Raw genomic sequence first — 13,393 nt, 5'->3', positions numbered from 1 at the left:
AACCCTCACCCCCGCTCGCGCGGGCGTGGCGAATCTAACAGCCGGGACGGGGCTTCCGGAAGGGGCTCCGGGGCCGGGACGGGGCCATGCCGCGGCGTCCCGGCGGGGTTGCTCCCGGGCCGGGCCGTCAGCGCGCGGCGACGTAGGCGGCGATCGCCTCGCGCACCCGCTTGAGGCCCTCGGCCAGTTCCTCGTCGGTAATGTTCAGCGGCGGCACGAAGCGCAGCACGCTGGTGCCGGCCTGCAGGATCAGCACCTGCTTTTCGGCGGCCAGGTCGAGCAGCGCGCCGATATCGGCCACGTACTCCGGCTTGAGCACCGCGCCGATCATCAGGCCCATGCCGCGCACCTGCTCGAACACGCCGAACTCGGCGCCGATCGCCTCCAGCCCGGCCTTGAGCGCGGCCGACTGCCGGGCCACGTTGGCCTTGATTCCCTCCGAGGCCAGGGTGCGCAGCGCCACCCGCGCCACCGCCGCGGCCAGCGGGTTGCCGCCGAAGGTGGTGCCGTGGGCACCGACGCCCATGACCTCGGCGACCTTCGGCCCGGCCAGCATGGCGCCGACCGGGAAGCCGCCGCCCAGCGCCTTGGCCAGGCTGACGATGTCCGGGGTCACGCCCCAGTTCCAGTGCGCGAACAGCTCGCCGGTGCGGCCCATGCCCACCTGGATCTCGTCCAGCACCAGCAGCGCGTCGTGCTGGTCGCACAGCTCGCGGGCGCGGCGCATGAACTCGGCCGAGGCCGGCATCACCCCGCCCTCGCCCTGTACCGGCTCGAACATCACCGCGGCCACGTCGCCGCCGGCCATGGCCGCTTCCAGCTGTGCCACGTCGTTGAAATCGGCATAGCGGAAGCCACCGGGCAGCGGCTCGTAGCCCTCCTGGTACTTGGGCTGGGCGGTGGCGGTCACCGTGGCCAGGGTGCGGCCATGGAAGCTGCCGCGGAAGGTGACGATGACCCGCTTCTCCGGCGGCCGGCCCTGCGCCGCGGCCCACTTGCGCACCAGCTTGATCGCCACCTCGTTGGCCTCGGCGCCGGAGTTGCACAGGAACACGCGGCTGGCGAAGCGCGAGGCCTGCACCAGCTCCTGCGCCAGGTGCAGCGGCGGCTCGCTGTAGAACATGTTGCTGGTGTGCCAGAGCTTGTCGGCCTGGGCCAGCAGCGCGGCCTTCAGCTCCGGGTTGTTGTGGCCGAGGCTGCACACCGCGATGCCGGCCGCCAGGTCGATGAACTCGCGCCCCTGCGTATCCCAGAGCCGCGCCCCCTGGCCACGCTCGAGCACGAGCTGGCGGGGCCGGTACACCGGCAGGTAGTACTGCGACAGGGACAACAGCGGCTCGGCGACAGCGGTCATGGCGTTCCGGTAGTGGTAGTGGTGGGCGAAAGCCGCATTCTCCCCCATTACCCGGGCTGCGGCACAATAGCGCCATGCGACTGTTCTCCACCCCGCAGCTGAACCCCGCGTCCGAGACGGGCTGGCGCCGCCGCTGGTTCGACATCATCCACCGGCGCGACACCCGCCCCTCGCGCAACTTCGACCTGCTGCTGGTCTACGCCATCGTCGCCAGCGTCACGGTGGTGATGTTCGACAGCGTGCAGCACATCCACGCCGCCTGGGCATCGTGGTTCTACGTGGTCGAATGGGGGTTCACCCTGCTGTTCACCGCCGAATACGTGCTGCGGCTGCTGGTGGTGCGGCGGCCGCTGCGCTATGCGCTCAGCATCTGGGGGGTGATCGACCTGCTGGCGATCCTGCCCACCTATATCTCGCTGCTGCTGCCGGGCGCGCAGTCGCTGCTGGTGGTGCGCGCGCTGCGCATCCTGCGCGTGTTCCGCATCCTCAAACTGACCCGCTACATCGAGGAAAGCGGCATCCTGATGCAGGCGCTGTGGCGCAGCCGCCGCAAGATCCTGCTGTTCCTGTCGATGGTGATCACCATCGCGATCATCGCCGGCTCGCTGATGTATGTGATCGAGGGCCCGAGCCACGGCTTCAGCAGCATCCCGGCCAGCATGTACTGGGCGGTGGTGACCATGGCCACGGTCGGTTTCGGCGACATCGTGCCGCAGACCACGCTGGGGCGCTTCGTCACCTCGGTGCTGATCCTGATCGGCTACAGCATCATCGCCGTGCCCACCGGCATCTACACCGCCGAACTGGCCAACGGCATGCGCCAGGCCGAAGCCTGGCGCCGCCGCCGCGACGACCGCGGCTGCATCGTCTGCGGCCACGAGGGCCACGAGCAGGAGGCCCGCTACTGCAACCGCTGCGGGCATGAACTGCCCGAGCCGCTGGAACCGTGACCGGCATGGCCGCGGGCACGCGCCCACGGCCACTGCGGCGTTTCAGTCCAGGAACAGGTCGGGCAGCAGCGCCCGCGCGGGATCGACCGCGTAGCCGGACAGGTCGCTGACCCCGGCCTGCGCCAGCACCTCGTCATCGATCAGGAACTGGCCGCTGAAGCCGGCCGCTTCGCGCACCAGCACCGCGTGCGCGGCATCGGCCATGATCTCCGGGCGGCGGCAACCGGCCGCATCGACCCCGGGAATCATGTTGATCGCGTCGGTGGCGATGACCGTGCGCGGCCACAGCGCATTGACCGCCACGCCCTGCGGGCCGAACTCGGCGGCCAGGCCCAGGGTCACGAAGCTCATGCCCATCTTGGCCAGGGTATAGCCGGTATGCGGCCGCCACCATTTCGGGTCCAGGCTCGGCGGCGGCGCCAGGGTCAGGATGTGCGGGTTCGGCGCCTGCAGCAGGTGCGGCAGGCACGCCTGCGCGCACAGGAAACTGCCGCGCGCATTGACCTGCTGCATCAGGTCGAAGCGTTTCATCGGCGTGTCCAGCGTGCCCCGCAGCCAGATCGCCGAGGCGTTGTTGACCAGGATGTCGATGCCGCCGAAGGTGTCGACCGTGGCCGCCACCGCCGCGCGCACCTGGTCTTCCTCGCGGATGTCGCACTTCAGCGCGAGGCCGCGGCCACCGGCCGCGTTGACCGCCTCCACGGCGCTGTGGATGGTGCCGGGCAGCTTGGGGTTGGGCACCGCCGACTTGGCGGCGATGGCGACGTTGGCGCCGTCGCGCGCGGCGCGCAGCGCGATCGCCAGGCCGATGCCGCGCGAGGCGCCGGTGATGAAAAGGGTCTTGCCTTGCAGGGTGCTCATGCGCGACTCCGCGATACCGATGGAAGCGGAGCGCATTATGCGCCACCGGCGCGACCGCCCCTGCCGGCGCCGCGCGAACACCTGCGGTTAATCCGCGATGTCGATACTGGCGCCCTTCCACAGCCGTCGTGCGTTGCCATGAAATCCCTGCCTGTCGTCGTTTCCCTGCTGCTCGTCTTGTCCCTGCCCGCCTGCCAGGAGCGCACCGCGCCGCCCGGCGAGGCGACGCACCCGCGCGACGTGGCCGGGCAGACCACCGGCCTGGGCAACGGCGATGCAACGCCGGTGCGGATCGATGCCAGCGCGGTATGGAGCGGGGCGACCGACCGCTGCCGCCAGGCGGCCGCGCCCGGTGGCGACCACTGCGTGGTCGAAGCCATGCGCGACGCCGGCGCGACACCGGCCGCGATCGCCGCCGCGCAGCGCCTGGCGGCACAGGGCGAGCCCGGCTATGTCAGCGCCTGGGACGACCAGTCCGGGGTGGGTGTGGCGACCCTGGAATTCCCGCTGCGCGCCAACACCAACCAGGGCACCTGGCTGGTGGATGCCAACGGACGCACCATCGACGTGGATGCGGATGTGCTGCCGGACAGTGCTCGCACCGGGGCGCAGGCCCGCGCATTCTTCGACAGGCACCCGGAAGCGGTACCGTTCGCACCGGCGCAAGCCGCCGGCACCGCGCCGCGGGCCGACGGCGGCGTGCGCCTGCTGTACGCCACGCCGCTGCGCGGCTGCCATGCCTGCGCCGACGACGGCACGCTCACCCTGGGCTACGACTTCGACGCCCAGCGCCGCTACATCGGCAGGCAGGTGGTGGAGGTGCGCTGAGCCATGACGTGGCCCTGTCCGGTCGACGCAGGCCAGCCCCACAACGCCGCCCCCCTCCGGCGAACCCACCGTAGAACGGGCCCTGCCCCGCTGTGGATTTCCCGGCAGACCCCAGCGGGGCACGCCCATCTCCACGCGCATTGCCAACGTGATGGGGCCAAGCCTCCTTTGTATAAGGGGGGCGCGCCAAAGGCGCGGGGGATAGGCCGGCAAAGCGTCCGGGCCCAACGTTCTGCCGTGCGGAACTTTGGGGACGCAGCCCGCTGCGCGGGTTGCGTCACATCTTCGGGCCCTGCCCCTCGTTGTCTTCCCAGTGCAGGATGCGCCGGGTCACGAAGCGGTACACCGGCTTGCCGGTGGCGAACCACAGTTCGCGCACCCACGAATGGCGCTTGAGCAGGCGCAGTTCCACCGGGGTCAGCGCCTGCCGGCAGTACATGCGCTTGTGCTTGAGCAGATGGCGCAGGTCCTCGCGCGCGAGCAGGCGCATCCAGCGCGAGCGCGGGTCGCCGCAGACCGCGAGCTGGAAGTCGATCAGCGCCGGCGAGCCGTCGGCGCGCACCAGCCAGTTGGCTTCCTTGGCCAGGTCATTGTGGGCGATGCCCTGGCGGTGCACCTGCTGCAGCAGGCGGCGCGCTGCATGGAACCAGGCCACGTCGCCACGCGGCGGGCGCAGGTGCATGGCCGCGCCCTCCATGTAGCTGCGGTCCAGCCAGCGCCCGTCCCAGCGCAGCAGCCGCGGGGTCGCCTCCATTCCGCCCAGCCTGGCCAGCGCGCGCGCCTCGCGCCGCGCCAGCCACCACGCCGGCAGCCGCAGCCACCACGGGGTGGCGCCCAGATCGCGGCGCACGAAGCGGCGCCCGCCCTCGCACACCACCAGGATGCGGCCGAAACTGTCGGATTTGAGGATCTGGACGCCGTCGTCGTGGGAAATGGCCATCAGCGCCATTCTAGCCGCTGGCACCCGCCGCCCAGGCGCGCGGCGACGCGGCGTCGCATTACCTGCATGGCCGCTGTCCGGAACCCCGGCGCAGGGCAGCGGTCAGACCCCCACGCCCTTTTATAATCCCGCGATGCAACCTTCCTGGATCGACTCTCTCCTGGCCTGGATCGCCGCACATCCGGTGCTGGCCGGCGGCGCCGTCTTCGCCATCGCCTTCTGCGACGCGGTGATCATCCTCGGCGCGATCGTGCCGGCACTGCCGCTGATGATCGCCGTCGGCGTGCTGATCGGCATGGGCGAGATCTCCGGCCCGTATGCGGTGGCCTGCGCCGCGCTGGGTGCGTTCTGCGGCGACGGCCTGAGCTACTGGGTCGGCCGCCGCTGGGGCGACCGCCTGCGCGGGGTATGGCCATTCAGCCGCTACCCGCAGCTGCTGGAACGCGGCGAACTGCTGTTCAGGCGCAACGCCTTCAAGAGCATCCTGGTGGCGCGCTACGTCGGCGCGATCCGCCCGTTCGTGCCGGCCATCGCCGGCATGGCGAAGATGCCGCTGGCGCGCTACGCGCAGCCCAGCGCGGTGGCCAGCCTGTCGTGGGCGGTGCTGTTCCTGCTGCCGGGCTGGGCGCTGGGCCAGGCCTACGACGCGGTGGCCGCGGTCGCCGGCCGGCTGTTCGTGGTGGTGGCGCTGCTCGGGGTGATGCTGGGGCTGGTGTGGGCGATCGTGCTGTACGGCTACCGCTGGTCGGCCGCGCGCATGGACGGCTGGCTGGCGCGGCTGCTGCGCTGGTCGCAGCGCCATCCGCACCTGCTCGGCCGCTACTGGAACGACCTGTTCGACCCGCGCCGGCGCGAGTCGGTGCCGCTGGCGATGCTGGCGCTGATGCTGCTGTTGCTGGGCTGGGGCTGGTTCGTGCTGCTGATGGTGGTGGTCGGCCATGGCGAGCCGCTGTCGCTGGACCTGGCGGTGCACCAGCTGATGCTGGCGCTGCGCAACCCGCTGGCCGACTACCCGATGGCGGCGCTGGCCTCGCTGGGCGACTGGCAGGTGCTGTTGCCGGCGATCGCCGCCGGCATGGGCTACCTGTGCTGGCGCCGGCGCTGGATGGCTGCCGCGCACTGGCTGGCGGCGCTGGCCTTCGGCCTGGCGCTGACCAAGCTGCTGGGCACCACCGTGGACGTGGTGCGGCCACCGGCCGCCAGCAGCGGCTTCGGCTTCCCGTCGGTGTCGGTGACCATGGCCACCATCACCTTCGGTTTCTTCGCGGTGCTGATCAGCCGCGAGCTGCCCGGACGCACCCGGGTGTGGCCATACCTGGTATCGGGCATCGTGGTCACGATCATTGGTTTTGCCCGCCTGTACCTGGGCGCACACTGGCTGAGCGATGTCATCGGCGGCATGTTGTTCGGCATTTTCTGGCTGCTGGTGCTGGGCATCGCCTACCGCCGCCGCTTCAACCGCTCGTTCTGGGTCAAGCCGGTGACGTGGCTGTTCTATGGCGTCTTCCTGCTGGCCGGGTTCTGGTACGCGCCGCGCAACGTGGCGGCCAAACTGGCCAAGTTCGAACCGGCGGCCGAGGCACCGCGGACGATGGACATGGCGGTGTGGTGGCAGGACGGCTGGCGCGAGCTGCCGGCACGCCGCAACGAATTCGACGACGACCAGCGCTGGCCGCTGGACGTGCAGGTGGCCGGGCCGCTGGCGCCGCTGCAGGCGCAACTGGAACGCCACGGCTGGCGGCTGCAGCCGCAGGCCGGCTGGCAGCAGGCTCTGACCATGCTGGACAGCAAGGCCACGCCGGACCAGGTACCGGTGCTGCCGGCGACGCTGGACACCCATGTCGAATCGCTGCTGATGCTGCGCCGGGGCGCGCGCCCGGACGAACTGCATGCGCTGCGCCTGTGGCCGGCGCCGGTACGGCTGCAGCCGGGCCAGGCGCCGCTGTGGCTGGGCAGCGCGCAGACCCTGCGGTTCCAGCGCCACTTCAAACTGTTCGGGCTGTGGCTGCCGCTGCGCGGGGTGGACCCGGCGCTGGCGGCGGTGACGCAATCGCTGGACGGCATGCAGACCCGTACCCAGGCCATGCCCGAAAACGGGATGCAGTTGCTGATGATCCGCAGCGAACCGCAACCGTAGCGGCGGCCGTTGTCCCTCCCGCACTGCGTAGATGCAGGGCTTGCCCTGCATGAAGCCTCCCCGGTAAAGCCCCGTGCCGGGCAAGCCCGGCACCTACGCGTACCGGTGCAATTCCCGCCCTCCGTAGATGCAGGGCTTGCCCTGCATGAAGCCTCCCGGTGAAGCCCGTGCCGGGCGAGCCCGGCACCTACGCGCACCGCCTCAATTCCCGCACTCCGTAGATGCAGGGCTTGCCCTGCATCAAGCCTTCCCGGTAAAGCCCCGTGCCGGGCAAGCCCGGCACCTACGCGCACCGCCGCAATTCCCGCTCTGCGTAGATGCAGGGCTTGCCCTGCATGAAGCCTTCCCGGTGAAGCCCCGTGCCGGGAGAGCCCGGCACTACGCGCACCGCCGCAATTTGCGCCCTCCGTAGATGCAGGGCTTGCCCTGCATGAAGCCTCCCGGTAAAGCCCCGTGCCGGGCGAGCCCGGCACCTACGCGCAGCGGTGCAATTCCCGCTCTCCGTAGATGCAGGGCTTGCCCTGCATGAAGCCTTCCCGGTAAAGCCCCGTGCCGGGCGAGCGCGGCACCTACGCGCACCGCCGCAATTCCCGCACTCCGTAGATGCAGGGCTTGCCCTGCATGAAGCCTCCCGGTAAAGCCCCGTGCCGGGCGAGCCCGGCACCTACGCGCAGCGGTGCAATTCGCGCCCTCCGTAGATGCAGGGCTTGCCCTGCATGAAGTCTTCCCGGTGAAGCCCCGTGCCGGGCAAGCCCGGCACCTACGCGCACCGCCGCAATTCGCGCTCTCCGTAGAGGCAGGGCTTGCCCTGCATGAAGCCTTCCCGGTAAAGCCCCGTGCCGGGCGAGCCCGGCACCTACATGCACCGGTGTAATTCCCGCCCTCCGTAGATGCAGGGCTTGCCCTGCATGAAGCCTTCCCGGTAAAGCCCCGTGCCGGGCAAGCCCGGCACCTACGCGCACCGGTGCAATTCGCGCTCTCCGTAGATGCAGGGCTTGCCCCGCCTCTACAGGTCGGATTCCGGCGGCGGCTCGAAATCGGGGATCCAGGTGAGCAGTTGTTCCAGCCGCCGGTGCGGGTCGTCTTCCTGCAGCAGCACCAGCCGCTGCGCTTCGTCCAGCGGCAGCAGTTCGGCCAGCCGCCAGCCCACCCATGCCGCCTGGTCCAGCTGCGCCGGGCCGGCGCCGGCGAACTCGCCCCCGGCCTGCTCCAGGATGCGTTCCAGCAGCAGGCCCAGCAGCGCATGCTCCGGGCGCAGCTCGTCGTCGTGGTCCGGCTCGCGCCAGTGGATATCGCCCACCACCAGGCCGTTGTCGCGCACCCGCGTGCGCGCGACGTGGAAACGGCGGCCGCCGCGCAGGCGCAGTTGCAGCACGCCGTCGGCGCCGACATCGAAATCCTCGACCAGCGCCTCCACGCCCCAGGCCGCGGGCGTGGCCGGCGCACCGACTTCTTCGCCGTCCAGGATCAGGCAGATGCCGAAGGTGCTGCCGTGGCGGCCACATTCGCGCAGCAGGTCCAGGTAGCGCGGCTCGAACACGCGCAGGCCGAGCGCGGCGCCGGGCAGCAGTACGGCATGCAGCGGGAACAGGGACAGGGTCTGCGTGTCGGTCATCGGCCGGGCCAGGCTCCGGAAACGGGGGAATCGCGGACGAGGGTAGCGCATGACCGTCGCGCCCCCCGCGCCGCGACGGGTCGCGGCATCAGCCCTGCAACTGCGCCAGGAAGCGGCGCGGCGCGCCGTCGAAGCCGCCGTTGGACATGAACACCACATGGTCGCCGTCGCGTACCGCTTCGCCCAGCCGCGCCAGCAGCGCATCGGTATCGGCCACCGCCTGCGCCTGGCCGCGTACCGCCGCGATCACCGCGGCCGCATCCCACGGCAGCTCCGGGCGGGCCAGGAACACCACCGCGTCGGCGATGTCCAGCGATGGCGCCAGTGCCGCGGCATGCGCGCCCAGCCGCATCGAATTGCTGCGCGGCTCCATCGCCACCACGATCCGCGCCGCCCCGACCTTCGCGCGCAGGCCTTGCAGCGTGGTGTGGATGGCGGTGGGATGGTGCGCGAAATCGTCGTAGACGGTCACGCCGCGCGCCTGCCCGATCACCTCCAGGCGGCGCTTGACGCTGTGGAAGCCGGCCAGCGCCGGTGCCACCGCGGCCACGTCCACGCCCACCGCATGCGCGGCGGCCAGCGCGGCCAGGCCGTTGAGCACGTTGTGCCGCCCCAGCAGCGGCCAGCGCACCTGCGCCACGTCCACGCCCTGGTGCAGCACCGCGAACGCGCTGCCGTCCGGTTCGACCAGGCGCGCGCTCCATTCCAGCGCGGGATCGAACCCGAAGCGCTCCACCGGCGTCCAGCAGCCCATTGCCAGCACCTCGGCCAGGCGCGCGTCCTCGCCGTTGACGATCAGCCGGCCGCGCCCGGGCACGGTGCGCACCAGGTGGTGGAACTGGCGCTGGATCGCGGCCACGTCGGGGAAGATGTCGGCGTGGTCGTATTCCAGGTTGTTGAGGATCGCCACCAGCGGCCGGTAGTGGACGAACTTGCTGCGCTTGTCGAAAAACGCGGTGTCGTACTCGTCGGCCTCGACCACGAACTCGCGGCCGCTGCCCAGCCGCGCCGACACGCCGAAATCCTCGGCCACGCCACCGATCAGGAAGCCCGGCTCGCGCCCGGCGGCCTGCAGCAGGAAGGCCAGGATGGTGGTCGTCGTGGTCTTGCCGTGGGTACCGGCCACGGCCAGCGTGTCACGGCCCGGCAGTACGTTTTCGGCCAGCCACTGCGCGCCGCTGGTGTAGCGCCGGCCGGCGTCCAGCACCGCCTCCACCGCGGGGTTGCCGCGCGACAGCGCGTTGCCGATCACGACCTCGTCGCAGTCGGCGCCGATGTTGCCGGGCAGGTAGCCCTGGGCCAGGCTGATGCCCAGCGTTTCCAGTTGGGTGGACATGGGCGGGTACACCGCCTGGTCGCTGCCTTCGACCGTGTGGCCGAGTTCGCGGGCCAGGGCGGCCACGCCGCCCATGAAAGTACCGGCGATGCCGAGGATATGGAGCTTGCTCATGCGCCGATTGTCGCCGATGCGCCGGCGCGCGGGTATGTCACCCCGGCATTACCCTTACCGACGTGTAGGGAAAACTCCTATACCACCCGGGGGCATTCATACCGAGAATGCACGGGCCAGCCGCAGTATCCCTCAGGTCCTACTCCCCAAGAGGCCATCCCCAGGGAGCTCATGCTGCGGGGCTCTGAGCACGCCCACCTGCTGGCCCCTGCAACGACGAACGCCCCGGACCAGCCAATGGCCCGGGGCGTTCTTCATGCGCCCGCTCCGGCGCAGGTCCGGAGCGGAAAGCCGGGCATCAGCGCTTGATCGCCGCCAGGATGCGGGCCAGCACCTCGTCCAGCGCGCCGACGCCGTCGACCCGGGCCAGGGTGCCCTTGCCGGCGTAGAAGTCGATCACCGGCGCGGTGGAATCGTTGTAGACCTGCAGGCGCTGGCGCACCGATTCGGGGTTGTCGTCGGCGCGGCCCTGCTCCTTGGCGCGGCCGGCGATGCGCTCGACCAGCAGTTCGGTCGGCACGTCCAGCTGCACGATCGCGTCCAGCGGCTGCTGCAGGCGCGCCAGCAGTTCGCCCAGCGCGTTGGCCTGGGCCACGTTGCGCGGGTAACCGTCGAGGATGAAGCCGTTGGCGACGTCGGCCTGCGCCAGGCGCGCTTCGAGCATGCCCAGCAGGATGTCGTCGGACACCAGGTTGCCGGCGTCCATCACCGCCTTGGCCTGCTTGCCCAGCTCGGTGCCGGCGGCCACTTCGGCGCGCAGCAGGTCGCCGGTGGAGATGTGCGGAATCCCCAGCTCTTCCTTCAGGCGGGTCGCCTGCGTGCCCTTGCCCGAACCGGGCGGTCCCAACAGAACCAATCGCATTCCTGACTCCCTTGTATGTAGAGGACGTTTCTTTCAGGGACGGACAGCGGCGTTAGACTCATGGGCCGATTCACGCTGCACCGCAATAACGCAGCTTACCGCATCCGGCCAATGTCCCGGAAATGTCCCCCGCCCAGAGAACCCCGCCCATGTCCAAAGGTACCCTGCTCTACGCCCAGTCCGGTGGCGTGACCGCCGTCATCAACGCCACCGCCTCGGCGGTCATCGCCGAAGCCAGGGCGAAGAAAATCAAGGTGTTGGCGGCACGCAACGGCATCCTGGGCGCGCTGCGCGAGGACCTGGTCGACACCTCCCGCGAGTCGGCCGCGAGCATCGCCGCGCTGGCCCACACCCCAGGCGGCGCGTTCGGCTCGTGCCGCTACAAGCTCAAGTCGCTGGAAGCGGACCGGGCCCGCTACGAGCGCCTGCTGGACGTGTTGCGGGCGCACGACGTGCGCTGGTTCCTCTACAACGGCGGCAACGATTCGGCCGACACCGCGCTCAAGGTCTCGCAGCTGGCCCGCGAGTTCGGCTACCCGCTGACCTGCGTGGGCGTGCCCAAGACCATCGACAACGACCTGGCGGTCACCGATACCTGCCCCGGCTTCGGCTCGGCGGCCAAGTACACCGCGGTGTCGGTGCGCGAGGCGGCGCTGGACGTGGCGGCGATGGCCGAGACCTCCACCCGGGTCTTCATCTACGAGGCGATGGGCCGCCATGCCGGCTGGCTGGCCGCCGCGGCCGGGCTGGCCGGGGAGAATCCCGACGAGGCACCGCAGATCATCCTGCTGCCCGAACGCGCCTACGACGAAGCCGCCTTCCTGGCGAAAGTGAAGCAGGTGGTGGCGAAGGTGGGCTGGTGCGTGGTGGTCGCCAGCGAGGGCATACAGGACGCCGACGGCCGCTTCGTCGCCGACGCCGGCGGCGCCACCGACTCCTTCGGACATACCCAGCTCGGCGGCGTGGCCTCCTACCTGGCCGGCCGGGTCAAGGCCGAACTGGGCTACAAGGTGCACTGGACCCTGCCGGACTATCTGCAGCGCTCGGCCCGCCACGTCGCCTCGAAGACCGACTGGGAGCAGGCGCAGGCGGTGGGCAGGGCGGCGGTGCGGTTCGCGCTGGAAGGCCGCAATTCGGTGATGCCGGTGATCGTGCGTACCGGCGACACGCCGTACCGCTGGAAGATCGAGGCCGCGCCGCTGTCCAGGGTGGCCAACCACGAGAAGAAGATGCCGGCCGGCTTCATCCGCCGGGACGGCTTCGGCATTACCGACAAGGCGCGCCGCTACCTGCAGCCGCTGATCCGCGGCGAAGCGCCGCTGCCATGGGGCCGCGACGGTCTGCCGAAGTACGTGACCCTGAAGAACGTGGCGGTCGCCAGGAAACTGCCGGTCTGGGAGGGCTGAGCCGGCAGCGCCCTGGCGTGCGTCGCGGTGACTTCAGGCAGGTGCGCGGCGGCACGCGCGGCGGCATCGTGGCGCCGTGTTTCCCGCACAGGCACGACGCCATGACCCGCAGGATATTGATCGGCATGCTCGGCTTCCTTCTGGCCTGCCTGATCGGCGCCGCAGGCTATCGCCTGGGCCAGCACCTGGCCGGGCACGACGCGGGCCCCGCGCAGGCGGCGGCCTGAGTGGGCAACCGCGGGCGCGGCGACGCGTCCGCCTCAGCGGCAGGGCGTGCCCTGCAGGGTCATCCGCACCGCGAACGCGGGCAGTGACGCGAGTTTGCCGGCATCGGCCTGCTGCCGCGCTTCGCCCAGGTACACGCGCACCTGGCCCTGCCCGTCGCGGACCAGCGGTTGCTCGACCGGGCGCCGCCAGACTTCGACCACCGCCTGCTGGCCGGGACAGGCCGCGGCCGGTATGCGGATGCGGTCGTTGAGCCGCCACCCGTCCTCGCCGGGCCGCACCCGGGCGAAGTCCAGCAGCGCCGCGCGCGGCTGGCAGCGCGCGTCGGTGCGTACCGGCTGCATGGCGTAGGGTGCGTCGGCCTGGCCGGTGAAGCGGCCTTCGATGCGCACGCAGGCCTCGGGGATCTGGCGCACGGTATGCACCGCGCCCACCGCCTGCGGCGTGCCCGGCGGGCGCTGGATTTCCGGTTGCGTGGCCGCCGGCACCTGCGCGCCGGCAGCCAGCGGCAACAGCGCCAGCAACGGTATCGACCACTTTCCACGCCGCACTTTCATCGGCCCGCCTCGCGTCAGGGAAAGCCGCACGGTGCCAGCGCGGCGCTGAACGGCAGGGCAAGCGCGCCGGCCCGTGACAGTGAACGGCAGCTGACCCATACTCGCCGCAGCTCCAGGAAACGTTGAACACCGCGACACGTACCACGGCCGCTGCATGGCTCCGGGTCTGTTCCAGTGCTTCATCCCCGGCGTGTCCCGCGTTCAGCGC

Annotated in this window: 12 protein-coding genes; 5 read left to right on the top strand and 7 right to left on the bottom strand. The window is 70.9% G+C overall.

Annotated features, from left to right (window positions below; genetic code table 11):
• Positions 1 to 127 precede the first annotated feature (127 nt).
• Positions 128 to 1,354, bottom strand: coding sequence for an acetylornithine transaminase (locus tag AC06E6_RS01605; RefSeq protein WP_104940258.1), 1,227 nt, complete (start codon positions 1,352 to 1,354; stop codon positions 128 to 130).
• Between the two features lie 74 nt (positions 1,355 to 1,428).
• On the opposite strand from AC06E6_RS01605, the gene AC06E6_RS01600 reads away from it, so the two are divergent.
• Positions 1,429 to 2,304 carry an ion transporter gene (locus AC06E6_RS01600; protein WP_293765434.1) on the top strand — a complete coding sequence of 292 codons (876 nt, stop codon included), beginning with the start codon at positions 1,429 to 1,431 and terminating at the stop codon, positions 2,302 to 2,304.
• Positions 2,305 to 2,346: 42 nt separating this feature from the next.
• Here the strand turns inward: AC06E6_RS01600 and AC06E6_RS01595 are convergent, their stop codons facing one another.
• Positions 2,347 to 3,165, bottom strand: coding sequence for an SDR family oxidoreductase (locus AC06E6_RS01595; protein WP_161615452.1), 819 nt, complete (start codon positions 3,163 to 3,165; stop codon positions 2,347 to 2,349).
• A gap of 138 nt (positions 3,166 to 3,303) precedes the next feature.
• On the opposite strand from AC06E6_RS01595, the gene AC06E6_RS01590 reads away from it, so the two are divergent.
• Complete coding sequence (locus AC06E6_RS01590; protein WP_478060082.1) at positions 3,304 to 3,993, top strand: hypothetical protein; 690 nt, start codon at positions 3,304 to 3,306, stop codon at positions 3,991 to 3,993.
• 277 nt (positions 3,994 to 4,270) lie between these two features.
• Here AC06E6_RS01590 and AC06E6_RS01585 read toward each other — a convergent pair whose 3' ends face one another.
• On the bottom strand, positions 4,271 to 4,933 hold the full coding sequence (locus AC06E6_RS01585; protein ID WP_104940259.1) for a phosphotransferase: 663 nt from the start codon (positions 4,931 to 4,933) through the stop codon (positions 4,271 to 4,273).
• Between the two features lie 133 nt (positions 4,934 to 5,066).
• On the opposite strand from AC06E6_RS01585, the gene AC06E6_RS01580 reads away from it, so the two are divergent.
• Positions 5,067 to 7,070, top strand: coding sequence for a bifunctional DedA family/phosphatase PAP2 family protein (locus AC06E6_RS01580; protein ID WP_104939496.1), 2,004 nt, complete (start codon positions 5,067 to 5,069; stop codon positions 7,068 to 7,070).
• Positions 7,071 to 8,076: 1,006 nt separating this feature from the next.
• Here the strand turns inward: AC06E6_RS01580 and AC06E6_RS01575 are convergent.
• The 3 genes from AC06E6_RS01575 to AC06E6_RS01565 form a co-directional block, all read right to left on the bottom strand.
• Positions 8,077 to 8,685: an LON peptidase substrate-binding domain-containing protein gene (locus tag AC06E6_RS01575; RefSeq protein WP_240212284.1), complete on the bottom strand. Its 609-nt coding sequence runs from the start codon at positions 8,683 to 8,685 to the stop codon at positions 8,077 to 8,079.
• Between the two features lie 88 nt (positions 8,686 to 8,773).
• Entirely contained in the window at positions 8,774 to 10,135 is a 1,362-nt protein-coding gene (gene mpl / locus AC06E6_RS01570) for a UDP-N-acetylmuramate:L-alanyl-gamma-D-glutamyl-meso-diaminopimelate ligase (protein WP_240212285.1), read from the bottom strand.
• A 298-nt stretch (positions 10,136 to 10,433) separates the two neighbouring features.
• Positions 10,434 to 10,997, bottom strand: coding sequence for an adenylate kinase (locus AC06E6_RS01565; protein ID WP_104939499.1), 564 nt, complete (start codon positions 10,995 to 10,997; stop codon positions 10,434 to 10,436).
• A 149-nt stretch (positions 10,998 to 11,146) separates the two neighbouring features.
• Here AC06E6_RS01565 and AC06E6_RS01560 point away from each other — a divergent pair, with 149 nt between their 5' ends.
• Both AC06E6_RS01560 and AC06E6_RS01555 read left to right on the top strand, forming a co-directional pair.
• The gene (locus AC06E6_RS01560) at positions 11,147 to 12,403 is read left to right on the top strand and encodes a 6-phosphofructokinase (RefSeq protein ID WP_104939500.1); all 1,257 of its coding nucleotides are present in this window, start codon (positions 11,147 to 11,149) and stop codon (positions 12,401 to 12,403) included.
• 101 nt (positions 12,404 to 12,504) lie between these two features.
• Positions 12,505 to 12,630, top strand: coding sequence for a hypothetical protein (locus AC06E6_RS01555; RefSeq protein WP_275692499.1), 126 nt, complete (start codon positions 12,505 to 12,507; stop codon positions 12,628 to 12,630).
• A gap of 33 nt (positions 12,631 to 12,663) precedes the next feature.
• Here AC06E6_RS01555 and AC06E6_RS01550 read toward each other — a convergent pair whose 3' ends face one another.
• Positions 12,664 to 13,185 carry a hypothetical protein gene (locus AC06E6_RS01550; RefSeq protein ID WP_478060078.1) on the bottom strand — a complete coding sequence of 174 codons (522 nt, stop codon included), beginning with the start codon at positions 13,183 to 13,185 and terminating at the stop codon, positions 12,664 to 12,666.
• Positions 13,186 to 13,393 lie beyond the last annotated feature (208 nt).

It is taken from the genome of Stenotrophomonas sp. Steno-Z10-HUANG (assembly GCF_056393075.1).
This window is presented reverse-complemented; position numbering and strand designations above follow the sequence as displayed.

Excerpts from the sequence above, each read along its gene's own strand:
- AC06E6_RS01605 (WP_104940258.1), bottom strand. The coding sequence starts at position 1,354 with ATGACCGCTGTCGCCGAGCCGCTGTTGTCCCTGTCGCAGTACTACCTG.
- AC06E6_RS01600 (WP_293765434.1), top strand. The coding sequence starts at position 1,429 with ATGCGACTGTTCTCCACCCCGCAGCTGAACCCCGCGTCCGAGACGGGC.
- AC06E6_RS01595 (WP_161615452.1), bottom strand. The coding sequence starts at position 3,165 with ATGAGCACCCTGCAAGGCAAGACCCTTTTCATCACCGGCGCCTCGCGC.
- AC06E6_RS01590 (WP_478060082.1), top strand. The coding sequence starts at position 3,304 with ATGAAATCCCTGCCTGTCGTCGTTTCCCTGCTGCTCGTCTTGTCCCTG.
- AC06E6_RS01585 (WP_104940259.1), bottom strand. The coding sequence starts at position 4,933 with ATGGCCATTTCCCACGACGACGGCGTCCAGATCCTCAAATCCGACAGT.
- AC06E6_RS01580 (WP_104939496.1), top strand. The coding sequence starts at position 5,067 with ATGCAACCTTCCTGGATCGACTCTCTCCTGGCCTGGATCGCCGCACAT.
- AC06E6_RS01575 (WP_240212284.1), bottom strand. The coding sequence starts at position 8,685 with ATGACCGACACGCAGACCCTGTCCCTGTTCCCGCTGCATGCCGTACTG.
- mpl (WP_240212285.1), bottom strand. The coding sequence starts at position 10,135 with ATGAGCAAGCTCCATATCCTCGGCATCGCCGGTACTTTCATGGGCGGC.
- AC06E6_RS01565 (WP_104939499.1), bottom strand. The coding sequence starts at position 10,997 with ATGCGATTGGTTCTGTTGGGACCGCCCGGTTCGGGCAAGGGCACGCAG.
- AC06E6_RS01560 (WP_104939500.1), top strand. The coding sequence starts at position 11,147 with ATGTCCAAAGGTACCCTGCTCTACGCCCAGTCCGGTGGCGTGACCGCC.
- AC06E6_RS01555 (WP_275692499.1), top strand. The coding sequence starts at position 12,505 with ATGACCCGCAGGATATTGATCGGCATGCTCGGCTTCCTTCTGGCCTGC.
- AC06E6_RS01550 (WP_478060078.1), bottom strand. The coding sequence starts at position 13,185 with ATGAAAGTGCGGCGTGGAAAGTGGTCGATACCGTTGCTGGCGCTGTTG.